The 25,083-nt window shown below is 41.1% G+C and carries 19 protein-coding genes and 1 rRNA gene; 19 read left to right on the plus strand and 1 reads right to left on the minus strand.

What is annotated here, in order from left to right; genetic code table 11:
• The first annotated feature begins 30 nt into the window (after window positions 1–30).
• The 18 genes from AAIH57_RS22770 (at window position 31) to ligA (ending at window position 23,008) form a co-directional block, all read left to right on the plus strand.
• Complete coding sequence (locus AAIH57_RS22770) at window positions 31–807, plus strand: ABC transporter permease (protein ID WP_430023085.1); 777 nt, start codon at window positions 31–33, stop codon at window positions 805–807.
• Window positions 808–833: 26 nt separating this feature from the next.
• On the plus strand, window positions 834–1,571 hold the full coding sequence (locus AAIH57_RS22775) for an ABC transporter ATP-binding protein (protein ID WP_430023086.1): 738 nt from the start codon (window positions 834–836) through the stop codon (window positions 1,569–1,571).
• A gap of 8 nt (window positions 1,572–1,579) precedes the next feature.
• Window positions 1,580–3,790 (plus strand): bifunctional glycosyltransferase/CDP-glycerol:glycerophosphate glycerophosphotransferase, encoded by a 2,211-nt coding sequence (locus AAIH57_RS22780; RefSeq protein WP_430023087.1) that lies wholly within the window; start codon window positions 1,580–1,582, stop codon window positions 3,788–3,790.
• A 9-nt stretch (window positions 3,791–3,799) separates the two neighbouring features.
• Window positions 3,800–4,612 carry a glycosyltransferase gene (locus AAIH57_RS22785; protein ID WP_430023088.1) on the plus strand — a complete coding sequence of 271 codons (813 nt, stop codon included), beginning with the start codon at window positions 3,800–3,802 and terminating at the stop codon, window positions 4,610–4,612.
• 42 nt (window positions 4,613–4,654) lie between these two features.
• Window positions 4,655–7,279, plus strand: a complete 2,625-nt coding sequence (locus tag AAIH57_RS22790; protein ID WP_430023089.1) for a glycosyltransferase — start codon at window positions 4,655–4,657, stop codon at window positions 7,277–7,279.
• 28 nt (window positions 7,280–7,307) lie between these two features.
• Window positions 7,308–8,018 (plus strand): 2-C-methyl-D-erythritol 4-phosphate cytidylyltransferase, encoded by a 711-nt coding sequence (gene ispD / locus AAIH57_RS22795; RefSeq protein ID WP_430023090.1) that lies wholly within the window; start codon window positions 7,308–7,310, stop codon window positions 8,016–8,018.
• A 2-nt stretch (window positions 8,019–8,020) separates the two neighbouring features.
• A complete protein-coding gene (locus AAIH57_RS22800) occupies window positions 8,021–9,058 on the plus strand; it encodes a zinc-binding dehydrogenase (RefSeq protein ID WP_430023091.1) in 1,038 nt (345 codons plus the stop codon).
• A gap of 184 nt (window positions 9,059–9,242) precedes the next feature.
• Window positions 9,243–9,986: a sugar phosphate nucleotidyltransferase gene (locus tag AAIH57_RS22805; RefSeq protein WP_430023092.1), complete on the plus strand. Its 744-nt coding sequence runs from the start codon at window positions 9,243–9,245 to the stop codon at window positions 9,984–9,986.
• 10 nt (window positions 9,987–9,996) lie between these two features.
• A complete protein-coding gene (rfbC, locus tag AAIH57_RS22810) occupies window positions 9,997–10,569 on the plus strand; it encodes a dTDP-4-dehydrorhamnose 3,5-epimerase (RefSeq protein WP_430023093.1) in 573 nt (190 codons plus the stop codon).
• 18 nt (window positions 10,570–10,587) lie between these two features.
• Window positions 10,588–11,610 (plus strand): dTDP-glucose 4,6-dehydratase, encoded by a 1,023-nt coding sequence (gene rfbB / locus AAIH57_RS22815; protein WP_430023094.1) that lies wholly within the window; start codon window positions 10,588–10,590, stop codon window positions 11,608–11,610.
• Window positions 11,610–12,485 carry a dTDP-4-dehydrorhamnose reductase gene (rfbD, locus tag AAIH57_RS22820; RefSeq protein ID WP_430023095.1) on the plus strand — a complete coding sequence of 292 codons (876 nt, stop codon included), beginning with the start codon at window positions 11,610–11,612 and terminating at the stop codon, window positions 12,483–12,485. The genes rfbB and rfbD overlap by 1 nt, the downstream gene beginning before the upstream one ends.
• 85 nt (window positions 12,486–12,570) lie before the next feature.
• The gene (locus AAIH57_RS22825) at window positions 12,571–13,506 is read left to right on the plus strand and encodes a glycosyltransferase family 2 protein (RefSeq protein WP_430023096.1); all 936 of its coding nucleotides are present in this window, start codon (window positions 12,571–12,573) and stop codon (window positions 13,504–13,506) included.
• An 88-nt stretch (window positions 13,507–13,594) separates the two neighbouring features.
• A complete protein-coding gene (locus AAIH57_RS22830; protein WP_430023097.1) occupies window positions 13,595–14,584 on the plus strand; it encodes a glycosyltransferase family 2 protein in 990 nt (329 codons plus the stop codon).
• On the plus strand, window positions 14,581–15,981 hold the full coding sequence (locus AAIH57_RS22835; protein WP_430023098.1) for an undecaprenyl-phosphate glucose phosphotransferase: 1,401 nt from the start codon (window positions 14,581–14,583) through the stop codon (window positions 15,979–15,981). The genes AAIH57_RS22830 and AAIH57_RS22835 overlap by 4 nt, the downstream gene beginning before the upstream one ends.
• 180 nt (window positions 15,982–16,161) lie before the next feature.
• On the plus strand, window positions 16,162–17,037 hold the full coding sequence (locus AAIH57_RS22840) for a phosphatidylinositol-specific phospholipase C/glycerophosphodiester phosphodiesterase family protein (RefSeq protein WP_430023099.1): 876 nt from the start codon (window positions 16,162–16,164) through the stop codon (window positions 17,035–17,037).
• Window positions 17,038–17,390: 353 nt separating this feature from the next.
• On the plus strand, window positions 17,391–18,086 hold the full coding sequence (locus AAIH57_RS22845; protein WP_430023100.1) for a heptaprenylglyceryl phosphate synthase: 696 nt from the start codon (window positions 17,391–17,393) through the stop codon (window positions 18,084–18,086).
• A gap of 287 nt (window positions 18,087–18,373) precedes the next feature.
• Window positions 18,374–20,734, plus strand: a complete 2,361-nt coding sequence (pcrA, locus tag AAIH57_RS22850; RefSeq protein WP_430023101.1) for a DNA helicase PcrA — start codon at window positions 18,374–18,376, stop codon at window positions 20,732–20,734.
• Between the two features lie 255 nt (window positions 20,735–20,989).
• Window positions 20,990–23,008 (plus strand): NAD-dependent DNA ligase LigA, encoded by a 2,019-nt coding sequence (gene ligA, locus AAIH57_RS22855; RefSeq protein ID WP_430023102.1) that lies wholly within the window; start codon window positions 20,990–20,992, stop codon window positions 23,006–23,008.
• Window positions 23,009–23,129: 121 nt separating this feature from the next.
• Here the strand turns inward: ligA and AAIH57_RS22860 are convergent, their stop codons facing one another.
• On the minus strand, window positions 23,130–24,494 hold the full coding sequence (locus AAIH57_RS22860) for a molybdopterin-dependent oxidoreductase (RefSeq protein ID WP_430023103.1): 1,365 nt from the start codon (window positions 24,492–24,494) through the stop codon (window positions 23,130–23,132).
• A 514-nt stretch (window positions 24,495–25,008) separates the two neighbouring features.
• On the opposite strand from AAIH57_RS22860, the gene AAIH57_RS22865 reads away from it, so the two are divergent.
• A 16S ribosomal RNA gene (locus AAIH57_RS22865) occupies window positions 25,009–25,083 on the plus strand; the annotation flags it as partial.

The raw sequence follows: 25,083 nt of genomic DNA on the forward strand, positions 1-25,083 counted from the left end.
AACATTCTAATATAGAATAAGAGGAGAATTATGAGAGAACGATTGCATAACTTTGTGAAGTATAAGGATTTATTTATTGAGCTGGTACGTAAGGATATTAAGCTGAAATATAAAAATTCTTATCTAGGTGTCCTATGGAGTTTTCTAAATCCATTACTTATGATGATAGTTTTAACTATCATTTTCTCAGAGGTGTTTAAAAATAATATTGAGAACTTTCCTGTTTATGTACTAACGGGAAGATTAATATATAGCTTTTTCTCTGAAGCAACTAATTTTGCTATGAATTCTATACAGGTTAATAGCCAATTGATAAAAAAAATATACGTTCCAAAGTACTTTTTTCCACTATCAAAAATCTGTTCATCTTTCCTAACATCCTTGGTGTCATTAATACCAATTATGATTGTTATGATAATTACTAGGATGGAGTTCTCTATATATAACTTGCTTGTGTTTATTCCATTGATTCAAATTTTGTTGATCTCAGCAGGCATAGGATTGATTATAGCGACGATTGCTGTTTTCTTTAATGATCTAAAACACCTGTATTCTGTGTTATTAATGCTTTTGATGTATATGACACCTATTTTTTATCCTGAGGAGATAATACCAGAGCAATTTAAGTGGATTATCGAACTTAATCCGCTCTATTCAGTACTAGTTATTTTTAGGGATCTGCTGATGCATAATCAATTGTTCTCACTATTCGATTTTACAATTGCCACAGGATATTCAATACTCTATTTCATTATCGGTATTTTTATATTTTATAAAAAACAGGATAAGTTTATATTTCATCTCTAAAATGAGACTGCCCTAAAGGAGAAAAGATGAATTCAATCGAGGTTAATCAGGTGTCAATGTCTTATAGACTAACTAGCGAGAAAATTGATTCTATTAAGCATTTTTTCATAAAAAAAGTAAAAAAAGAGTTAACCTATAAAGAATTTAATGCATTGGATAATGTGAGTTTTTCGGTTCCAAAAGGAGAAGTGTATGGGATCATCGGTCTTAATGGAGCTGGTAAGAGTACTTTGCTCAAAATTATCTCTGGGATATTAAAGCCTACAAGTGGGTCTGTGAGTAAGAAGGGGACTCTTGCACCGCTTATAGAACTAGGAGCTGGATTCAATGGCGATTTATCCGGTATGGAAAATATATATTTGAATGGATTACTTCTTGGTTATTCAAAGAAAACAATTCAATCGAAGGTAGAAGAAATTATTGATTTTAGTGATCTTGAACAGTTTATCTATACTCCGCTAAAAAATTATTCATCTGGAATGAAAGCACGCTTAGGATTTTCAATAGCAACAGTAATTAAGCCAGACATCTTAATTGTAGATGAGGTTCTATCCGTAGGTGATATAAAATTTAAAGAAAAAAGTGAGAACAAGATTAAGAGCATGATGAATAATGGGACTACAATCCTATTTGTTTCTCATTCTTTAGGGCAAGTTGAAAAGCTTTGCCATAAGGTGTTATGGCTTGAAAAAGGAAAAGTTAAGGAAGAGGGTGATGCAAAACTGATTTGTGCTAATTTCAAAAAAAATTCTCTTGGGGGTTAGGAGGGAAGATGGACTCTTATCAAATTTCAGTAATTGTCCCGTCGTATAACGTAGAGGAGTATCTGGAGGATTGTGTAAACTCATTGATCAATCAGACACTTGGTATTAACAATATAGAAATTATAATTGTAGATGATTGCAGTACAGATCGTAGTCTACAAATAGCTAGAAGATATGAGGAGAATTATCCTTCTATTAAGGTTTTAAAACATCATATAAACTTGGGCTCTGCTGCTGCAAGAAACTCAGGGTTAGAATATGCGAGTGCTAAGTACATTACATTTGTGGATGCAGATGACTTTATTTCAGATAATGTATGTAAATATGCTGTGGAGAAACTTGAGAGAACTGAGTGTGACCTCTTTCTTTATGAGTATGATTATTATAGCGAGAGTGGGAAAAAATATGCCAGGAATCCTTCCGCCAAATTATTCAGTAGTGAATATGAAATTAGTAACATTGAATTTTTTCCTGAAATAATATTTGCCACATCCGTATGCAATAAAGTGTTCAAAAAAGAGAATGTTCAAACCTTAAGATTTGAAGCCTCAAGAATTGAAGATGTACTGTTCTCTACAGAGTCATTGTTCAATGCAAATAAAGTCTTCATTTCAAACAAATGCAAATACTTTTATCGTAAAAGGGAAGCTAGTGGAGCAATTTCAAAGACAGACACGTACTTCTCCGATAAGAGAAATTACCAGGACCATCTTATGGTGAATAGCAAAATGAATGATCTTAAATTAAAATACCCTCAGTATGCTGAAATGATTGATTGGTTTAATGCAAGATCGCTACAGCCATTTCTATATAACATTATGGGGAACTCACTTTTTTCGCACAACGAGAAAAAGGAGTTTTTTTATAAATCAAAACAGATTTTCAAAAGGATACAACTTGAAACGATTAATAAAATCGATAATCCCGTAGCTCGCTCTAACATACTAGCTGTTCAAAAGTCTGTATTTTTAAAGTTTTTCTCAAGAGTGATCATATTAAAGGTTAAGAATAAAATTCGTAGAGTGGGACAAAAAGTATGGAACGCAACTAAGAAATTGACCAAAGTTACTTCAATTATCTTTTTTGTAATGCTGTCACAGATCTTTCGACTACTTCCTAAATATCGTAATGTTTGGCTAGTGACTGAAAGAGGCGATGAGGCACAAGACAATGGATTTAGTTTTTATAAGTTTTTGAGAGAAAACCATCGTGAAATAAATGCGTATTTTCTCATTGATGGAGTAAGTACTGCCGAAAAAGATAGATTAAAGAATTATGATCATATCATCAAATATAAAGGAATAATGCACAAAATACTTTTCTGTGGAGCAGATCGACTAATTACTGCACACAGAGGGACAGTAGAGGCATGGAACTATCGACTATACAAAAAATATTTTGGTTGGTTAGCTCCACGGCAGAAATATGTTTTTTTGCAGCATGGGATAACTAAAGATGATGTAAGTGATGTACTGGGTAAAGAGAACACATCTTTTGATTTATTCATTACTGGTGCTAAGCCGGAGTACGAATATATAAAAAGTACATTTGGTTATAACGCTTCCGAGGTTGCATACACAGGTTTCGCTAGATTTGATGAGCTTCATAATGTGTTGAGTAATAGAACTATTTTACTTATGCCAACATGGAGAAAGGAATTGGCGTGGCATGCAAGCAAAGAAGAAAGAGAACGAATTTTTCAAACTTCTGAATATTATTTGAGGTATCAATCCATTCTTAATAATAAACAGCTGGATGAGTTACTTTCCCATCACAATTATAAACTGGTATTTCAACTTCATCATGAGATGCGTTGCTTTGCTGATCATTTTACTACTAGCAGCGACAATATAGTTGTTAATAAGGTAGAAGAGTCTGACATTCAGAATTTGATTAGAACGTCTTCGGTTTTAATTACGGACTATTCCAGTGTATTCTTTGATTTTGCATACATGGGGAAACCTGTCTTGTACTACCAATTCGATTATGATGTATTTCTAAGCAAACATTATCGTAAAGGCTACTTTGATTACAAAAGAGATGGATTCGGACCAGTTATAAGCAACGAAGATGCTCTTATAGAACATTTGCAAACTCTGTTAGAAAAACCGGAGTCCGAACGGCAATCTGATTATCAAAAGAGAGTAGATGACTTTTTTGTGTTAAGAGATCAAGATAATTGTGAGAGAATATACAATTCAATTTTACATTTGAAATGAGTGGCGATTATGTCTAGCCAGAATGATAGAGTATCGATAATCATTAGAACAAAAGCCCGTCCTACATTGTTAAATCGGGCTTTGTTAAGTATTCAGTCTCAAGATTACTCGAATATAGAAGTTGTCATTGTTGAGGATGGGCCAGCTGTCTCAGAGAGTATTGTGAATAAATATATTAACGATCTTCATATTGTTTATTTGCCAGTTAATCAATCAGTAGGACGATCCAAGGCCGCTAATATTGGACTTGAACATGCTACAGGTAAATATATTAATTTCCTGGATGATGATGATTTCTTTTTGCCCAACCATATATCGACATTACACCGTGAAATAGTTTCAAAACCTAATGTAAGTGTTGTTCACTCTGCATCAATTGAAAAAAAGGTGATTTATCACTCTTTAGAGCCGCTATGTATGGAAGTTACCAACGGGCAAGTGAGATACAATTATCCTGTCCATCATGAGCGTATATTTTTTGAGAATATGTTTCCCATTCAGGCAGCCATGTTCAAAAAAGAATTATACGAACAGGTGGGTGGTATAGATGAATCTCTTGAATGGCTTGAAGATTGGGACTTATGGATTAAATTTAGTATGATAAGTAAATTCATATTCTCAAACCAAGTTACCTCCGTCTACCATATACCAGGAGATAAAGAAACTAATACAAACCGAAGTAAAGTATTAAAAAGATATGAAAAACAAATATCAAATAAATATTTAAAATATATAGAATTGCATAACCTTAAACGACCAGGAATTCTTAATAAAATTTTAAGAAAATTTAAATGGAAAGTCTGGAATATGTTCTTAGTGTGAATTTCTGTTTCATTGAATATTGAGTGTGAAAGGAATATAAAAATGTTCTTATATGATGTTAGTATAATTGTACCTATATATAATGCAGAGCAATTTCTACATGAAACTATTCAATCAGTTTTAACTCAAGAAGTAGGTGAGCTGAGCTACGAACTATTGTTAGTAGATGATGGTTCCACAGATAAGAGTTCAGAGATATGTCTTTCCTATACCAAAAATCAAATTGAAGATAACATAAAATATTTTCGCCAAAATAATTTGGGGGTATCAGCGGCTCGGAATACAGGTATTACTCAAGCTACTGGGAAGTATATTTTGTTTCTTGACTCTGACGACTTACTCTCTCCTCAAACTATTTTACATGTTATTAATTGTTTTAATGAATTTGATGACCTAGTTGATATAATAGCGTATCCTTTATACAACTTAGATTCGGGAAAATTAACATCTCATCCAAGAAGTGTTAACTATCAAAAGAAAGGTGTTTTTGATGTTAACGTTTCTAAGTTTATGAATCAATGTACTATGAATGTAGTTGTGAAAAATTTAAAAAATGACAGGATATATTTTGATACTACCCTTAAGCAATCAGAGGATGCTTTATTTAACACGTTTTATGTAATGAGGAAAGAAAAAATAGGTATATGTAATGCAGGGGGATATATTTATAGAAGAGATAATAGCTCAGCTGTAGATAAATTCAAAAGTCCTGTTCATATTGGTAACCAATTACTTGAATTTTTTGAGAAAATGTTGGAAAATTTCAAAACGCCAAGCAAAAAAATTCCTGACTATGTCCAAAGTATGATTCTTTATGAAATAAACTGGAGATTTAAGGAGAACACTCTATTTCCCTACCATTTAACTGAGAATGATTTCAAATTATGGAAAGGGCGTTTTGATAAAGTATTAGATGAAATATCTAATTTTGTGATTATGAAACAGCCTTTTATAGATTATTATCATAGATTTTATTTTATACAATCAAAAAGTAACAGAGTTTTTAAAATACTTACTGATACTCGAGGCGTATATATTTATGATTCTAATGAATTATTAGTTACTATAGATAACTTCACTCTTGTTTTCACAAAAATGGATATAAGATCGGGGGTTCTAAGAATGGCTGGATATGTAAAAGCTCCTTTTCTTGATTTAATTAACCCTGACTTAGTGTTAATTTTCGATTCTCAAGAATATTCAGTTAATCTGAGTGATACTAACGCCGACTACTATAAATCAAAAATAAAAACTAATAAGTTTTTATTTTTTGAAGAGAATATTCCATTAGAATCTCTCTTAAATGGAAATTTAAGATTCGCTATAAAGGTTCAAAACTTTGAATATTCAACCTCTTACTATATGATGGATAGAGCTATTATAAAAAAATATTTACCTATTAAAAATGTAATTGTCGAGAATTTTAATATCAGACATTCTAATAACCCTGTGGAATTAAGAATTTCAAAAGCTACAAAAATTGATAAAAAAGAAATAAATAAATTATACAGAAAGCAATTAAAAAAAAGGAAATTAAAATTTCAATTACTATACCGACAATTTGAAAGTTTTCTTTCTATTAAAGATCCAGTTTGGATTTATAACGATAGGCCAGGTGTTTTTGATAATGGATATTATCAATTTAAACATGATTTTAACATCAATGATGGTGTAAGAAGATACTACATTACTTATGAAGGAGAAGATATTAGAAATAGGTTTACTCCTGATGAAGAAAAAAATATTCTTGTTTTTGGATCGAAAAAACATAAGTATTATTTTGTGAATGCGTCAATGATATTAACATCTTTTCAAGACTCAAATGAATATTCTCCATTCGATTCTCGTAATCTAAATAATATATCTGATTTATTAAAGTACCAATTAATATATCTACAGCATGGTATATTGCATGCGCATACTCCTTGGATTTATAGCAGTGAGAAAACTGGAATTGATAAGTTTGTAGTTTCGAGTGATTATGAAAAGCAAAATTTAATAGAAAACTATAAATATAAATCTGATCAAATAATCGTTACTGGTATGCCTAGATTTGATGTTGAAAATATTAGCTTGGCAACAAAGAAGAAAATACTCTTTGCCCCTTCTTGGCGTAGATCACTTACGAGAGGGATAGTGAACAAAAAATGGATTTTAGACTTTGATTTATTCAAAAATTCAACATATTATAAAGGTATTGATAAATTATTATCTTCTGAAGAATTGAAAGTTTTTCTTCAAGAGAACGAATTACAACTTGATTTAAATTTGCATCCTATTTTTGCTGATTTCGCATCTGTTTTTAATCTTTCAGATAATATTAGTCTAGTGAACAGTGATGTAAAAAAAGAAGAGTATAGTATTTTTATAACCGATTTTTCATCTTATCTATTTGATTTTGTATATCGTAATACTCCAATAATATACTTTATCCCTGATTATAATGAGTTTCTAAGTGGAAATCATTTGTATAACAAGTTGGATTTGGAGTTTGAAGAGGGATTTGGACCCTTGTGTCTGGATTATAAAGATCTAGTGATTGAACTGGACAAACTTTGCAAAAGGGATTTTAAAGCTGACAATGAATACGATGAAAGATCATTGGGATTTTTCTCTCATAAGGAAAATCATAGAGAGAAACTATATCGTGAACTAATTAAGTTATAATAAAATCGGCTTAAGGAGAATGGTTTAAATGGCTATAGCAATTATATTGGCTGGTGGAAAAGGTACAAGAATGGGGAATGTAAGTGAACCTAAGCAATTTATTGATGTTTATGGAAAACCAATTCTTATTCATACTTTGGAGTTGTTCGATATCCATCCAGAAATAGAACATATTGCAGTTGTATGTGTAGATGAATGGCACGATGAATTAAGAAGATGGATACGGAAATACGATCTTAATAAAATAAAGTGGATTGTCAATTCTGGATCATCACGTCAACAATCGACTTATAATGCCTTAATAGCAATAGAGAACGATGTGTTAAAGAACGATATTGTTGTTATTCATGATTCAGCAAGGCCTTTAGTTACTCATCGAATTATTACTGATAACATAAAAGCTGCAAAACAATATGGTGCCGTGGATACTGTGATTCCTACAAGTGACACTATAGTAAATAGTGTTGATGCAAAAAAAATATCTAATATTCCCAATCGAAATCATTTATTTCTTGGTCAAACACCTCAAAGTTTTGAATATCAAAAAATAAGATCAGCACATGATAGAGCATTCCGCAATCAAATTAACAATGCATCAGATGATTGTCAACTCCTCCTAAATCAAGGGGATCAGGTTTTTTTAGTTTCAGGTGAGAAACTAAATTTTAAAATTACAACAATGGATGACTTGCTACTGCTTAAATCAGTTGTTAAGTTAGGCAAGACAGAGAGGATTTAGAGATGTTCTCACATGGCTTCAGAATTGTGGACAAGCAAAGATTTGAGTTATTTGTTGAAGATGTTCAATTAAATAAAGAAGAGGCAGTTGTGGAAATTACTAATGCTGCTATATGTAAAGCTGATCTTAGGTATTATGAGGGGTTGAGAGATGAAAAAACTCTTGGTTTAAAATACCCCATAAGTTTGATTCATGAAGCTGTAGGGGTAGTCGTTAAGGATCCTTCTGGGAGGTTGCATCCCGGTCAAAAAGTCGCTCTTTGTCCGAATATATTAATTTCTCAAGATAGGTTGTCAGATAAAGTTAGCTTTAAAAAGCATTTGGGAGAAAATTATTCTCCGTTGGCTTTATTTGCATCAAGTAGTATAGATGGATTCTCAAGAAATTTATTCTCATATCCGATGGAGAATTTAATACCATTACCCTCAGCTGTTAAAAATGAAGTTGCTGTTTTTTGTGAACTTATATCAGTCTGTTTGTCAATCTTAAGGCGAACGGACTTTTCAAAAACTGATACAGTAGCAATATGGGGAGACGGTATTTTAGGTTATATCCTTGCACAAGTGTTATCTACTTATCATGCTGGAAAAATAATAATAGTTGGTTCACATAAAGAAAAGATGGACATGTTCGATGTGCACTCTAGCTATTTACATTATGAAAATACTATAAATGAAGATATTGACGTAGCAATTGAGTGTATAGGTGGAAATAAAGCAGAACAAGGTATTAATCAAATGATAGATAGCATATTACCAGGTGGGAAAATTATACTTACGGGTGTTTCTGAAAACACAGTGAGTATAGCTACTCGTAAAATCCTTGAAAAAGGAATTAGTCTATATGGTGTTACTCGCAGTAATGTTGAGGATTTCGTTAATGCAGCTCAACTACTGTCAGATAACCTATTCTGTGAAAAATTAGAACGCTTGGTCCTTGGCCGATTTACTATAGACAATATAAATGATTACTATATTGCTTTTGAGAAGGAAAGGAAAAACAATAAGCTTGGTAAATATATTTTGGAATACAATTTCTGATTGTATTTTCACGGATTGATTAAAGTTTAGACACGCGATTGAATAAAGAATAAGAGTTAAGAAAGCAATATAACTTCAGTGTAAGTGGTGCCCATATTTACACTATCATGAGTCGGTTATATGAGGGGTTTAAAAGTGCTGGATTTTTGAGGAAACTTATAAATTGGTTAGGTAGGTTATGAACATGAAAGCAATCATCCTTGCAGGCGGGACCGGTTCCCGCCTTTTTCCTTTAACTAAAGTAACAAATAAGCACTTACTGCCTGTCGGGAAATATCCAATGGTTTTTTATCCTATATATAAACTCAAGCAAGCTGGATTAACCGATATCTTAATTATCACCGGTAAAGAACATATGGGGGATGTAGTTAACCTTCTTGGAAGTGGTATTGATATGGGTGTTTCTTTCACGTACCGAGTACAGGATGAAGCAGGGGGGATCGCCGAGGCGCTTGGACTTGCCGAACAGTTTGTCGGCCACAATCAGATGGTTGTCATATTGGGAGATAACGTATTTGCGGATGATATTACAGCTTATGTAGACAATTTTCGTGAACAACAGACTGGAGCAAAAATATTGATTCAGAAGGTTCCTGACCCTTCACGCTTTGGAGTTCCCGAAATTGAAGATAAGAAGATCATTTCAATTGAAGAAAAGCCACAGCAGCCTAAAAGCAATTACGCTGTGACTGGCATATATATGTTCGATAGTGAAGTCTTCAAGATCATCAAGACATTAAAGCCTTCTGCAAGAGGCGAATTGGAAATCACAGACGTAAACAATGCATATATTGAACGAGGAAATCTTACCTACGATATACTTAAGGGTTGGTGGACAGACGCAGGCACTCACGCGTCATTGGCACGGGCCAATGAATTGGCGCGAGATACTGCATTCGGTGACGAGTTCGGGAAGTTAAAGTTATAGAAGAGAAGGGATGGCGAAAACATTGAAAATCACTCCTTCCAAGCTGACAGGTGCCTGTTTGATTGAACCGGTGGTTCACGGAGATCACCGGGGTTTTTTTATGGAAAGTTACAATGATCAGCTCATGTATCAACAAGGAATCAACTACAAGTTTATCCAGGATAACCAATCCTTATCAGCTGATCCTGGTGTATTGCGCGGATTGCACTACCAACTTAACCCTAAAGCGCAAACCAAGCTGATCCGGGTTATTTCGGGTGTGATTTACGATGTTATCGTGGACATTCGTCAAGGATCACCCACCTTTGGACAGTGGGAGGGCTTCATCCTGAGTGAACATAATCACCGTCAGTTACTGGTCCCCAAAGGATTCGCTCATGGCTTTTGTACTTTGGTACCAAACACCCAAGTCTTGTACAAAGTGGACGAATACTATTCCCCGGAGAACGACCGTGGCATATTATGGAGTGACCCGGCACTTGGAATCGATTGGCCTACATTTAGTCCAATTTTGTCAGATAAGGACCAAAGGCATCCTTTACTTCAAGATGCGGAGATCAACTTCAATTTCGAAGTGAAGTAATTAGGAGGTTCCAACACTATGAAACTGCTCGTTACCGGCGGGGCCGGTTTTATTGGAAGTAATTTTGTGATGTATATGCTGGAGCAGCATCCTGATTACAAAATTATTAATGTAGATGCTTTGACGTATGCAGGTAATCTGGAAAACTTGAAATCACTTGAAGGCAACAAAAACCATACTTTTGTCAAAGCAGACATTACAGATGCTGCCGAGATGGATCGCCTGATTGGCCAAGGTGTGGACGTTGTCGTTAACTTTGCAGCCGAATCTCATGTAGATCGCAGCATTTTGGAACCGGATGTGTTTGTACGAACGAATGTGAATGGTACCCAAGCACTGCTTGAGGCAGCCAAAAAACACAATATCTCCAAATTCGTTCAAGTATCAACGGATGAGGTGTATGGCTCGCTTGGCCCAACAGGTCTCTTTACAGAAGAGACTCCATTACAACCGAACAGTCCTTATTCGGCATCCAAAGCTGGTGGAGACTTGCTTGTGCGCGCATATCATGAAACTTTTGGTTTGCCCGTAAATATCACACGTTGTTCCAACAACTACGGCCCGTACCAGTTTCCTGAGAAGCTAATCCCACTTATGATCTCCCGTGCCCTTGCTGATGAAGCCTTGCCTGTGTATGGAGATGGATTAAACATTAGAGATTGGCTCTATGTTGAAGACCACTGCAGTGCCATTGACTTGGTGATTCATCAAGGACGTAACGGTGAAGTATACAACATCGGTGGCAATAATGAACGAACTAATGTGCACATTGTGAAAACCATTTTGGAGCAACTTGGTAAGCCAGAATCCTTAATCAAATACGTGCAAGACCGGCCGGGGCATGACCGCAGATATGGCATCGATCCGACGAAGACAATGTCTGAACTAGGCTGGAAACCAAAGCATACGTTTGAAACCGGGATCAAGGAGACTATTCAATGGTATCTGGATAACAAAGAATGGTGGACCCGTATTCAGTCCGGCGTGTATCAACAGTATTATGCCAAGCAGTATGGCTCTCGATTGGGAGACGTGAAGTAATGAAGGTTCTGGTTACAGGAGCAAACGGACAACTGGGACGGGATGTCGTTCTTCTTTTGGAGAAGGAGGGGCATGCTGTTCTTGCTTGTGATCGGGATCGGATGGATATTACCAATCAGGCACAGTGTAACGAAGTCATCTCCTCCTATCATCCTGAAGCGGTCATTCATTGTGCAGCTTATACAGCTGTAGATGCAGCGGAGATGGATATCGATGGTGCATATAAGGTGAATGCGGTAGGAACACGCAATGTTGCTGTAGCGGCAGAAAGAGCAGGAGCTAAACTAATTTATATAAGTACGGACTATGTATTTGATGGCAACTCGTTAAATCCCTATCAGGAATACGATGATACGAATCCGCAAAGTGTGTATGGAAAGTCGAAACGAGCAGGAGAATTACTGGTACAGTCGTTGTCCTCCAAATGGTTTGTTGTGCGTACTTCTTGGGTTTACGGCCTTTACGGGAATAATTTTGTCAAAACGATGCTTAAACTGGGTCAGGAAAAACCTAAGCTTCAGGTTGTACATGACCAAAAAGGGTCACCTACGTATACCGTTGATTTGGCAGGATTTATCCTGGAGCTTATGCAAACGGAAATGTACGGGTTATATCATGCTTCCAATAGTGGTACTTGTACATGGTATGAATTCACTCAGGCCATCTTTGAGGAAGCACGGATTGTTGGGGGGGTACCCATTCAAGCGCAATTGGAGCCTTGTACAACAGACCAGTTCCCTAGACCAGCCCCTAGGCCGCGTAATTCGGTAATGGACCATCTATCTATTCGAACCAACGGTTTAGCAGATCTCCGCTCATGGCGGGAGGGATTGCACGATTTTATTAGCTTATCTTTAAAAAAGGAACAAACATAGCAGCACAATATGTAACTCTCGCTCTATTACTTATGGGCGGGAGTTTTCGTATATAATGGAGAAAAGTCAGATCTTGAGGTGACACGTGAATAAACCTAAAGTATGCATTATGCTTTCTACATATAACGGATCAAAGTACATTAATGAACAGATGGAAAGCCTTCTCGCACAGAGTAAGGTAGACGTTCAGATTATTATTAGGGATGATGGATCTTCTGACGAAACTGTTCAAAAGTTAAGCGAGTATGCCAAGTCTCGTCCGGACCAGATCCGAGTTATTGAAGGTAAAAACTTGGGCGTGATCGGGAGTTTTTTTGAACTGATGCGTCAAACGGAGCCTGTATACGATTTTTACGCATTTTGTGATCAGGATGATGTATGGAATTCGGACAAACTTAGTAGGGCAGTAACTAAACTACAATTGAGGCAATCGAACGTACCACTGATGTATTGTTCTTCTACACAAATGGTAGATCAGGATCTAAACAATTTGAATGTGTGGCCAACCCTCCCTCCTAAACCGCTAAGCATGTATAATGCCATGGTCGAAAACTGCTGTGTGGGCTGCACAATGGTCTTGAATCCAATCACGTTTGAGCGGGTTAGACGAAGTATTCCCATCGATTTGAAGCCGATTATTATGCATGATCGATGGATTTATCTGTATGTTAGTGCGTTTGGAGAAGTGATTTTTGATGAAGAGCCAATGATTTTGTATCGACAACACCAAGGGAACGTTCTTGGCGGGAGCAACGAAGGTTGGCTCATGAAATGGAAAAGTAGATTGAAGCGTTTCCTCAGTGAAGGAAGTTTTAGACTGAGTAGACAAGCGTCTTTTTTTCTTGAAACTTATAGAGAACAGTTGTCTGCACAACAACAAAGGGACATACAGAGGTTTTTAAACCACCTAGACAGATCTTGGGTTAAACGTATCAGATATGTGTCCAAAATGCCTTTTTACCGTCAAGCTTCACTTGATAATCTTGTTCTTAAGCTCGTATACATCTTGAAGAAGGTATAAGTTATAGATTGGCTTTGCTTTCTACACCTTCGTCCATAATATGCTATACTTTTGTTAACACAGCATTAAAAGTCAGGAGTTTTACAATATGGTTGAAACAGCAGATGTTCCCTTACGAGGGGGAGTGAAAAATAATAACACCTATGGTCCAGATGTCAGCATCATCATTGTAAACTATAATACACGCCAACTGACATTGGACTGTCTGGCCTCAGTATATAAATCCATTACTTCCTTTCAATATGAACTCATTGTTGTCGACAATGCATCGCATGATGGATCCGTGGAAGCCATTCGTGACGCATTTCCAGAGGTTCGGATAATTGCTAACAGGGACAATACGGGCTTCGCCGTTGCTAACAACCAGGCCATGGAAATCGCCAAAGGACGGTATATTCTACTGCTCAATTCGGACACGGTCGTACAGAAGGATACTTTGGAGATAATGATCGGGTTCATGGACCGTCATCCAGAGATGGGGGCATCCGGTTGTAAGGTGATCCTTCCTGATGGCTCCCTGGATAAAGCGTGCAAGAGGGGATTTCCTACGCCATCGGCATCATTTTATTATGCGTTCGGTATCTCACACATGTTCCCGGATCGTCCAAAGTTTAACCAGTACCAATTGGGACATCTTAGCCCGGATAACGAGTATCCGGTAGACTGTCTTGTCGGTGCGTTTATGCTCGTGCGTCGTGAAACCATCGACCAAGTGGGTGGCTTGGACGAAACTTTCTTCATGTACGGTGAAGATATCGACTGGTGTTATCGCATCAAAGAGGCGGGCTGGGGCATTTATTATTACCCACATACATATATTGTGCATTACAAAGGTGCAAGTGCCCGGCGTAAACCTATGAAAATCATTTATGAGTTTCATAGAGCGATGTGGGTTTTCCATCGTAAACACTATGCCAAACGTTATGGTATTTTGACCAACACAGCCGTATGGCTCGGTATCTCATTAAAATTCTCATTGTCTCTGATCCGCAATAAGCTGATTAGACCAGCTGCCCAAAAAGAATTATCATCCGGTGGTGCGGAAGTTCGTGAGACATCTTCCGAGGTGAAAGCATGATTCGGCGTAATCAGCAATTTCTGACCCAACTGTATATCGCGGCAGATTTCTTGGTGATACAGTTTTCCTTCATAATGGCTTGGTGGGTTAAGTTTGAAAGCGATCTTCTGACCAATCAGGGTGCATTGCCTATCGAGAAGTACTTTTTGTGGAGTATTGCATATGGAGGGTTGGCTCTCCTCATCGGCCTAATAGTTTCCTTGTACGTACCCAAACGAAAAAAACGTTTTGTAGATGAATTCATGAAACTGGTTCAGGTCCATGGGATCGCCTTCTTTATGCTGATGAGCTTAATGTTCTTCTTCAAGGAAGTCGACATCTCTCGTGCATATCTGGCCATGTACATGATCGGCAACGTTGCCTTCACCCTGATCTACCGTTATATCGTCAAACTTCAACTTAGAAGACTCCGCAAAAAAGGATTCAACCGTCAATTTGTATTAATTCTGGGAGCAGGTTCTCTTGGGAAAAGGTTCTATAATAACCTTCGAAGTTATCCGGAGCTTGGGTATGAGGTATATGGTTTTCTTGATGATTATCGGCATTGGGATCAAGAGGAGCAGCTGCACTACAAACCTATCTTGGGGTGCATTGATCAGTTGGAACAAATTTTGTCGTCTCATATGATCGACGAAGTGATCCTTGCTCTTCCGCTGGATGCTCACGATAAGTATCCACATATCATTGAGGTGTGCGAGAAGGCCGGTGTACGGACGCTGATTATTCCAGACTTCTTTGATTATCTTCCGGCCCGTCCGCATTTCGACAATTTTGCCGGTATGCCGATGATTAATGTGCGTGATATCCCGCTGGATATGGCGGTAAACCGACTGATGAAGCGTGTATTCGATATTCTGTTCTCTCTCGTCGCAATCATACTGACCTCCCCAGTAATGGTCATCGTTGCACTGGGCGTACGACTGACGTCGCCTGGACCAGTCATCTTCAAACAGGAACGTGTTGGTCTCAACAGACGAAACTTCATGATGTTTAAGTTCCGCTCCATGAAAGTCATTCCTGAAGGTGTAGTCGACACGGGGTGGTCCACGAAGGATGATCCGCGTCGAACGGCTTTTGGCACATTTATTAGACGCACCAGCCTGGATGAATTGCCTCAATTCTTCAACGTGCTGCTGGGTCATATGAGTGTAGTCGGCCCACGGCCGGAACGTCCGTACTACGTGAATCAATTCCGGGATGAAATTCCGAAGTATATGATTAAACATCATGTTCGCCCGGGAATTACGGGATTGGCGCAAAGTAAAGGTTTAAGAGGGGATACCTCCATCGAGGATCGGATTGAACAGGACATCTTTTATATTGAAAACTGGTCTTTATTATTTGATATCAAAATCATATGGGAAACCATTCGAAACGGTCTCAAGAATGCTTACTAACGTTCGACAAACTCAACAATACCACCATTTAACAGCTGCCTCCGGGCGGCTTTTTTGTTTTAGACCTCACCAATTAGGGTAGTTAGCTATCAAAAAGGAAATCCCGCACATACGCTGTCATATCTTATTAGCTACACACTTCCTCTCCCCAATCTCACTCCTAAAGGATGTGAACATCATATGAAACGAATCGCCGCCGTCATCACACTATTGATCGTTACCGTGGGCACCCTCTTTTTTGCCTATGAGAGTCAAAGTGAGGAACAACACGACGGATTTACAACCTATCGACTGATTGCCCACGCCATGGGCAGTATTCGTGATCAGCCTTATACCAATGCTTATGAAGCGATGATCGCCAATTATGAGAAGGGTACGCGAGTGTTTGAGATCGACTTCATGCTCACCTCGGATCGCGTAGCCGTAGCCAGACATGAATGGACTGCCAATATGAGCAAACTGCTGGGTCAGGAGGAGGAGCTTCCGGAAGACAAACAGGCAGGGGCGCTCACACATGATGAATTTATGAATACACCGATTTTGGGCATTTACCAACCCATGGACGCGGACGGCATCATTAATGTATTGTCGCAATATCCCGATATGTATATCGTAACGGATACCAAGGAGCAGAAGGATGAGGATATTCAGCAGGTGCTCTCTTCTCTCGTCAACGCTGCCCAAAAGAAGGATCCATCTGTACTGGATCGCATCGTCGTGCAGATTTATAATGAGCCAATGCTGGACACCGTGAAAGAAATCTATGCGTTCCCTTCTATTATCTATACCCTCTATGCCACGCAGGACACGGAAGCACAGGTCGTTGATTTTGTACAAAAGAATGACATTGATGCCGTAACTATGCCGGAATATAAAGTGAACCAGAATTTCGTTGCCAAGCTGAAGAAGGCGGGTGCCGTTACTTACGTGCATACGATCAATGATACCGAACAGGTAGCTAACTATGAGAAGTGGGGCGTTTATGGCGTCTATTCAGATGTGTTGACCGAAGAAGAGCTGGATCAGATGAATACTCGCTTTGCCTGGAGACCGTAACATTGGTATGTCGCAAATCAAAACTTTCACTCCACTTACCATGCATGCACATGTAGCCATCTTTGAAGGGTCATGGCACTAAATCCACCTCACCTTAAACCTGAACATCGTTAAGCGTCCCATTTCAATCACCTCAGAAATAGACCTTCATTACTCAATACTTGTTTGATTGATTCATAGCGCGATATAACAATCTTTTCTCCAAAATTACAGACTGATTCCTGCGTTTTATAGGGGAAAGTCTGTGATTTTTTGTTCCCCTTTTTATGCGAACATTGACACTCACTGCCTGCTGACTTAGACTTAGTTTACAAGCTTTTTAGGATGCAGAAGAACCTCTGGAGGAATGTTCGTTGATAGACATGATTAAGCAGTGGAGACACGTATTTAAGCTCGACCCGGACCGGGAAATCACGGATGAAGCACTCGACCTGGTATGTACGTCAGGGACCGACGCTATCATCGTTGGGGGGTCTTCGGGAATCACCTATGATAACACGGTAGACCTGATGTCCCGCGTGCGTCGCTACGAGCTGCCCTGTGTGCTGGAAGTATCCGATCTGGAGGCGGTTGTCCCTGGTTTTGACGGATATCTGATCCCGATGGTGCTGAATGCAACGGACAGCAAATGGATGATTGGGCATCACCAACAAGCCATCGAACGTTTTGGTTACCTTATCCCGTGGGACCTGTTGATTGCCGAGGGGTATATCGTACTTAATGCGGACTCCACCGTAGCGCGTTTGACTGGAGCCGACACGGAGCTGACTACAGGGGCTGCGGTGGCGTATGCCAAGGCTGCAGAGCGACTGCTCAATCTTCCTATTGTATATATGGAGTATAGCGGAACGTTTGGAGATATGGAGCTGGTTGGTGAGACGCATAGACAACTGGATCGCGCACATCTCATTTATGGCGGGGGAATCGACAACCCGGATAAAGCAGCACAAGCAGCTCAGGTGGCAGACACCGTCGTTGTGGGCAACATTGTTTACAGTGATTTGGATAAGGCGCTCCAGACGGTACAAGCCGTGAAAGGAACCATTTAATCGGTTTAGTTTACCATTCTCCCAATTTCCCCTTACGATCTGTTAAAATAGAACTTTGCCCTACTAAATAAGCAATTCGTATACAAGTTTATGTTTACACAGAACGGAGAGTGCAGAACCAATCTGAAGAAACGAAGTGTTCGTATTTATCACCGGATTTTCCCTTTCATAAAGGGAATCAAAAAAATCTGGGGATAACGACGATCGGAAGATGGTTTTGCAATCGAAGTCCAAGTGTAACTGATAGATCTGTTATATCGATCAACCAACGAAAGGAGCATGCATGCATGCAACCTGTAAATATACATGATGCCGTGGCACGGCTTAACACCCCTCAGCGGCAAGCCGTCGAGGCAACCGATGGACCGTTACTGATTATGGCCGGAGCGGGCAGTGGTAAAACCCGGGTGCTGACACACCGGATTGCTTACCTTATCGCAACACGCAAGACACCCCCTTGGGGCATTTTGGCGATTACGTTTACGAACAAAGCCGCTCGTGAGATGCAGGACCGGGTATCCCAGCTCGTTGGTGGCTCACAGGGCCGCGACATCTGGGTATCCACATTCCACTCCATGTGTGTGCGCATTCTGCGCCGCGACATTGAACGGATTGGTTTTACTTCTAACTTCAGTATCTTGGATTCATCCGACCAATTATCCGTCATCCGCAGCTGTATGAAAGACCAGAATATCGACACCAAGAAATTCGAACCAAAAGCCGTTCAGGCGATGATGAGTACCGCGAAAAATGAACTGATCGGTCCCGACCAGTATGAGAAGCAGGCTGGCGACTATTTTGAAGGCATTGTGGCGAAGGTATATAAAATGTACCAGAAACGTCTGAGAGCCAACAATTCGCTCGACTTTGACGATCTCATTATGGCGACCATTCAACTGTTCAAAGAAGTACCGGAAGTCCTCGACTTCTATCAAAAGAAATTCCAGTACATTCACGTCGATGAGTATCAGGATACGAACCGTGCGCAGTACATGCTGTGCCGCATGCTGGCTGACAGTCATCACCGGATCTGCGTCGTAGGGGATAGTGACCAATCGATCTATCGTTGGCGCGGGGCGGATATCAGCAACATCCTGAACTTTGAGAAAGACTATCCAGAGGCACAGACCATCATGCTGGAGCAGAATTACCGTTCGACGTCCAACATCCTGAATGCAGCGAATGAGGTTATCGGCCTCAATTCCGGTCGTAAGCCGAAGAAGCTGTGGACGGACAAGGAGGGTGGTTCGAAGATCAAGGTGTATCGTGCAGACTCCGAGCATGATGAGGGATACTTTGTTACCTCCGAGATTAGTAAAAATGTGAAGAACGGCAAATCCTATCAAAATCATGCCATTTTGTACCGTACCAACGCCCAGTCCCGGGTTATAGAGGAAATCCTGATCAAGTCTGATATTCCGTATCAGATTGTTGGCGGCATCAAGTTCTATGATCGAAAAGAGATCAAGGACATCCTGGCGTATCTGCGCCTGCTGTCCAACCCTGACGATGATATCAGCCTCACCCGGATCATTAATGTGCCTAAACGTAGCATCGGGGATACAACCGTAGCGAAGCTTGCAGCTGCAGCGGGAGAACGTGGAATCTCGATTTTCCGTGTGCTTCAGGTCGTGGACGATCTCGGTTTTGCGGGCCGTACGCGGAATGCGCTGGTCGAGTTCTATGACATGATTGCCGCGCTGCATCAGATGGTAGAGTATCTTTCCGTAACCGAACTGACCGAGAAGATTCTGGAGATGAGTCAATATCGTCTCGAGATGCAAAACGAAAATACACTCGAATCCCGTGCACGTTTGGAAAACATTGAAGAGTTCCTTTCCGTGACGATGGAATTCGAGAAAAATAATGAAGACAAAACGCTGGTCTCGTTCCTCACTGACCTGGCACTCATTGCAGATATCGACAGCATGAACGATGATGAAGAGGATCAGAGCGACGCGGTTACCCTGATGACGATGCACAGTGCCAAAGGTCTGGAGTTCCCGGTTGTCTTTATCGTGGGTATGGAGGAAGGTGTCTTCCCACACAGCCGGGCCTTTATGGATAATGAAGAGCTGGAGGAAGAGCGCAGACTTGCTTATGTAGGGATTACACGTGCAGAAGAACAGCTCTTCCTGTCGTGTGCCCAGATGCGTACGTTGTTCGGACGAACAACGGCGAACCCGCCTTCCCGCTTCCTGGATGAGATTCCGGATGAGCTAAAAGAAGATACTTCTATTGCCCGTGACCGTTACCGTCGCGGTGCTAATGCCGGAGGATCGTACGGTGGCCGTGGACTCGGCTCCAGTGGCGGAAGCAACTTTGGTGGCGGCAGTGCGGCCAAGCTCTTTGAACAGCAGAGCAGAAGTGGCTCCTCGGCTACCGCCTCCACGCCAACTTCGCGTGTGACCACAAGTACCTCCCGCTCCACTTATGCTGCGCCATCATCTGCCTCCAAGCCTGCAGCTTCGAATAGTGAAGCAGGCTTTAAAGCAGGAGATAAAGTACAGCATGGCAAATGGGGTACAGGTACCATTGTTGCGGTGAAAGGCACCGGCAATGACACGGAACTGCAGATTGCATTCCCGGCTCCGGTAGGTGTGAAACGCTTGCTCGCCGGATTTGCCCCTATCACCAAAGTAGAATAGATTAAGAACGAAACTTCAATATTGCACAATAACGAAGAGGGCAGAAATAACTTGAAGAAGTGAAGCTAAAAGCTTTCCTAAGGAAAGCTGCTTCGTAAGCATACTCTTCGCCTTTATCCCCGGTTTTCCCCCTTTAAAAGTAATTAACGAAATCTGGGGATAACAGCGATCGGAAAGTTGTTCTGTCAACTTAGTTCAAGTGCAATTTTGAGTGTTCGTTCTACATAGATTAAATTAACGGAGGGATGGCCCTGTATGGACCCGATGCACCGGATGGAGCAACTCGTGACCGAGCTGAACCAGCATAATTATCAGTACTACACGATGGATCAGCCGCAGATCAGTGACAAGGAATATGATCTCCTGTATGACGAACTGGTTACGCTTGAACAGGAGAGCGGGATGGTTTTGCCTGATTCTCCAACACAGCGTGTGGGTGGCGAGCTGCTGAAGGGGTTTACCCCGCATCGTCATCTTTCCCCGCTCTGGAGCTTGGACAAAGCCCAGAACATCGAGCAGCTGCGAAGCTGGAATACCCGTGTGCTGAAGCTGGTGAATGACTATAACAACAAAAACCCGGATAATCCGTTACCGGAACCTGGCTATGTCATCGAGTTAAAGTTCGATGGGCTGACCCTGAACCTGACATATACCAATGGTGAATTGGTACAGGCCTCTACACGCGGGAACGGAACCGTAGGCGAGGGGATTTTGGCACAAGTGAAAACGATCAAATCCGTCCCGCTCAAAATCCCGTATACCGACGGTACGATCGAAGTGCAGGGTGAAGGCATCATGAATCTGTCTGTCCTGAACCGATACAATGAAACGGCGGCAGAGCCGCTTAAGAATGCCCGTAACGCAGCAGCGGGAGCTTTGCGCAACCTGAATCCGAAGACGACAGCAGAGCGTCGACTTAATGCGTATTTTTACAACGTAGGGTACTCGGATGACATTCAGTTCGCCAATCATCAAGAGATGATGGATTTTCTCCGTGAGAACCGCTTCAAAGTTAATCCATCGATTACGTACTTCCGTGAATTCGATGATGTGATGGAACAGCTTGCCGCCATTCAGGAGAATCGGGGACAGCTCGACTACCTGATTGATGGAGCTGTTATCAAAATTACTGACATGCGCACACGTGAAGTGCTGGGTTATACCGACAAGTTCCCACGCTGGGCTGTGGCATACAAATTTGAGGCAGAAGAGACCACGACCGTCCTGAACTCCGTTGTGTGGAATGTGGGCCGTACCGGCAAAGTAACTCCGCTGGCACGCGTAGAACCGGTTGAACTCGCTGGAGTAACGGTTTCGAACTGCACGTTGAACAATGTGGGCGATATCGAGCGCAAAAACCTGAAGTTTGCCCTGGGCACTCGTGTCTTTATCCGCCGTTCCAATGACGTCATCCCTGAGATCCTGGGTAAAGTGACCGAAGAGAGCGATGGCGAAGAGATCATATATCCAGAGCAGTGCCCGGCTTGCGGATTCCCGCTCGAGCAGCGCGGTGCTCATCTGTTCTGTAATAACAAATTGGCTTGTAAACCGCAGACCGTGGCCCGAATTTCTCATTTTGCATCCCGTGATGCAATGGACATTGAGACATTCAGTGAGAAGACAGCGATTCAGTTGTACGATGAGTTGAATGTGCGTGAACCGGCTGATCTGTACACATTGCAGTTTGATGACCTGGTGAAGCTGGAGCGGTTTGGTGAAAAGAAAGCGAACAACCTTCTCGCTGCGCTGGAGCACAGTAAGGATCGTGACCTTGCATCATTCCTATACGCGCTGGGTATTCCGAATACCGGTAAATCAACGACACGCATGCTGGCTGATCATTATCGTGATCTGCATGCCATTATGAATGCAACCGTGGAAGAACTGGTTGAACTACCAGATGTAGGCGGCATCGTAGCGGAAAGTATCGTTACGTTCTTCGCAGATCCGTTTACTCAGGCTGCTATCGAGAAGATGCTGGATTTGGGCGTGAAAGCTCAGGCACCTGAGGCTCCAGCAGCCGTTGTGGAAGATTCCTTCTTCAGTGGCAAAACGGTCGTGTTGACCGGAACCCTGCATCAACTGACGCGAGACGAGGCGACGCAAAGACTGGAAGCTCTGGGAGCGAAGGTGACTGGCAGTGTCTCCAAAAAGACAGACCTCGTCATTGCCGGAGAGAAGGCAGGCAGTAAGCTGGCCAAAGCGCATGACCTGGGCATCCCAACCATTGAGGATGAGGATGAACTCGTTCGACTTTTGAATCAACAAGGCTAATCTGAGAGCCGATGAAATCACAAAGAACCCCCGACAGACCACAAATAGGTCAATCGGGGGTTTTGCTGTCTATCTGGATTTATTTTTCATAGTTAAAGTGCTCGACATTTGTTAACTCGGATTAACTGATATTGGGGATCCGCTGAGATGCGCCGGTAAGCCATGCATCCTTGTCATATCCTCGTTCTTCCCAGTAACCAATATGTTCACTGTCGATGAGTTCGATGCGATTCAACCATTTTACCGACTTATAGGCATACATCTGAGGAATAACAAGTCGAACCGGCCCGCCAAGATCTGCTGGAATGGGCTTGCCATCATGCATGACGGCCACCATGATATCGTCCATTTGTGCTTGATCCATCGTAATGGCATCCGTATAAACCCCATCTCCGGAATAGAACTTCACACTATGTGCTTCAGGTTTTACCCCGGCTTGAGTCAGAAGTTGTTTGAGTGAGATACCCTCCCAGGTATTCTTATACACAGACCAGCCAGTTACACAGTGGAAATCACTGACCTGCACGGTGCGCGCGAGCTTCACGAACTGTTCCCAGTTCCAAACCTGTGCCCGTTCAACAAGCCCATCGATCCGGAATGACCAGTTTTCATTCGAGAAGGAAGGGATGGGAGTTACCGTGTACACCCGGAAATGACCTTCTGCTCCTCCTCCAATGGGAGGTGAAGAGGCAGCTGCAGGTTGCGGTAAAGGATTCAACCGATTGGGGTCGTTCTCCAGCATGCTATCGATGCTGTTATCGATGCTAAGATTCCGTCCAACCCAGGATACAAAGGTAGGGCCGAGAGTTACGGCTAATCCCACACCTACTGCTGACCGGATAAACGCACGCCGTGTATAAACGGGTTGGGGTTTCTCAGGCTGATCAGGTGATTTTTCCCCGGAGGCACGCTCCGTTCCAGGAGATGAGAGTGCAGTGGCAGCTGCTGTTGCATTTTCGCCAGTAACCACTATGTCCGGTGTGTGACTGGTGCCTTCCATCGGTGAGGGTGCTTTCACCGCACGGCGCGAAGAATCTTTTAACCATTTGGTCCGGGTGATGGAGTGGTAGATAATATAGGGCAGACCCACCCAGGTCAGCAAATCATGAATAAGCAGCGCGGCATTGGACCACCGTGGTCCTGCAAGTTTGAACTGCCATAATACTATACCTGAGATTAGCCAGCCAACCAGGAGCGCAAGCACGATGATCGTGTTCACTTTTTGCCACGGCCTGTTCCGCAATTGTTTCCAGTGTTTACTTGCCAGAAGCAAGTAATACACAACGGGTACCAGCATTGCCAAGCCAACAACAATATGAAGCCATTTTAACCATACGCGTCCAATACCGAGTATTTCACGCCAGAAGCCACCGACTAACATAAGACCCGAGATGGCAAGGATGACGACGATCCAGGCGTTCCAAGTATGGATAGACAAAAGTTTCTTGCCGTACCCTTTGCGAATATTCTTCAGCCACTGTTTCACATGTAATCACCTCAAATGGAGTAATAGCAGTAAATCTTCCTATGTAATAAGCGGCCAAGATGAAGAACGGTATAAGATGATGTTATGTCATTGCTATCTCTTTATTGTATATACCTCATTATAGAAGTTTTGGATCACTCACATCAAACGGGTTCATTAGAGCAAGGGCCCAAATAGATAGGAAGCGCAGTTTAAAGAAACATTGAAAAAGTGCTTGCTAATTAAATTGGATCATGGTATATTATTTCTTGTCGCTTCAAACGAGTGATTGTCGAAAGAGTTTGAATGATGACGAAAAAGAGTGTTGACAGATAGTTGGTTAACATGATATAATAAATATCCTGTCCGGTTGACAAACGTCGACAGAAACGGACAACAAGTTCCTTGAAAACTGAACAAATGGAAAAGTAACTTATGATTTACAATGAATCGTCAGATTCAAAATGAGCTAATCGCTCTTTTCAATACCCCAGATGATTTTCATAGCGTTTAACCGCGCTGCTGAAATTCATCTTTATTGGAGAGTTTGATCCTGGCTCAGGACGAACGCTGGCGGCATGCCTAATACATGCAAGTCGAGCGGACTTGA

The organism is Paenibacillus sp. MABNR03, assembly GCF_050455445.1.
GTDB classification, from domain to species: domain Bacteria; phylum Bacillota; class Bacilli; order Paenibacillales; family Paenibacillaceae; genus Paenibacillus; species Paenibacillus xylanilyticus.

Coding starts and splice junctions, on each gene's coding strand:
- AAIH57_RS22770 (WP_430023085.1), top strand. CDS start 31: ATGAGAGAACGATTGCATAACTTTGTGAAGTATAAGGATTTATTTATT.
- AAIH57_RS22775 (WP_430023086.1), top strand. CDS start 834: ATGAATTCAATCGAGGTTAATCAGGTGTCAATGTCTTATAGACTAACT.
- AAIH57_RS22780 (WP_430023087.1), top strand. CDS start 1,580: ATGGACTCTTATCAAATTTCAGTAATTGTCCCGTCGTATAACGTAGAG.
- AAIH57_RS22785 (WP_430023088.1), top strand. CDS start 3,800: ATGTCTAGCCAGAATGATAGAGTATCGATAATCATTAGAACAAAAGCC.
- AAIH57_RS22790 (WP_430023089.1), top strand. CDS start 4,655: ATGTTCTTATATGATGTTAGTATAATTGTACCTATATATAATGCAGAG.
- ispD (WP_430023090.1), top strand. CDS start 7,308: ATGGCTATAGCAATTATATTGGCTGGTGGAAAAGGTACAAGAATGGGG.
- AAIH57_RS22800 (WP_430023091.1), top strand. CDS start 8,021: ATGTTCTCACATGGCTTCAGAATTGTGGACAAGCAAAGATTTGAGTTA.
- AAIH57_RS22805 (WP_430023092.1), top strand. CDS start 9,243: ATGAAAGCAATCATCCTTGCAGGCGGGACCGGTTCCCGCCTTTTTCCT.
- rfbC (WP_430023093.1), top strand. CDS start 9,997: ATGGCGAAAACATTGAAAATCACTCCTTCCAAGCTGACAGGTGCCTGT.
- rfbB (WP_430023094.1), top strand. CDS start 10,588: ATGAAACTGCTCGTTACCGGCGGGGCCGGTTTTATTGGAAGTAATTTT.
- rfbD (WP_430023095.1), top strand. CDS start 11,610: ATGAAGGTTCTGGTTACAGGAGCAAACGGACAACTGGGACGGGATGTC.
- AAIH57_RS22830 (WP_430023097.1), top strand. CDS start 13,595: ATGGTTGAAACAGCAGATGTTCCCTTACGAGGGGGAGTGAAAAATAAT.
- AAIH57_RS22835 (WP_430023098.1), top strand. CDS start 14,581: ATGATTCGGCGTAATCAGCAATTTCTGACCCAACTGTATATCGCGGCA.
- AAIH57_RS22840 (WP_430023099.1), top strand. CDS start 16,162: ATGAAACGAATCGCCGCCGTCATCACACTATTGATCGTTACCGTGGGC.
- pcrA (WP_430023101.1), top strand. CDS start 18,374: ATGCAACCTGTAAATATACATGATGCCGTGGCACGGCTTAACACCCCT.
- ligA (WP_430023102.1), top strand. CDS start 20,990: ATGGACCCGATGCACCGGATGGAGCAACTCGTGACCGAGCTGAACCAG.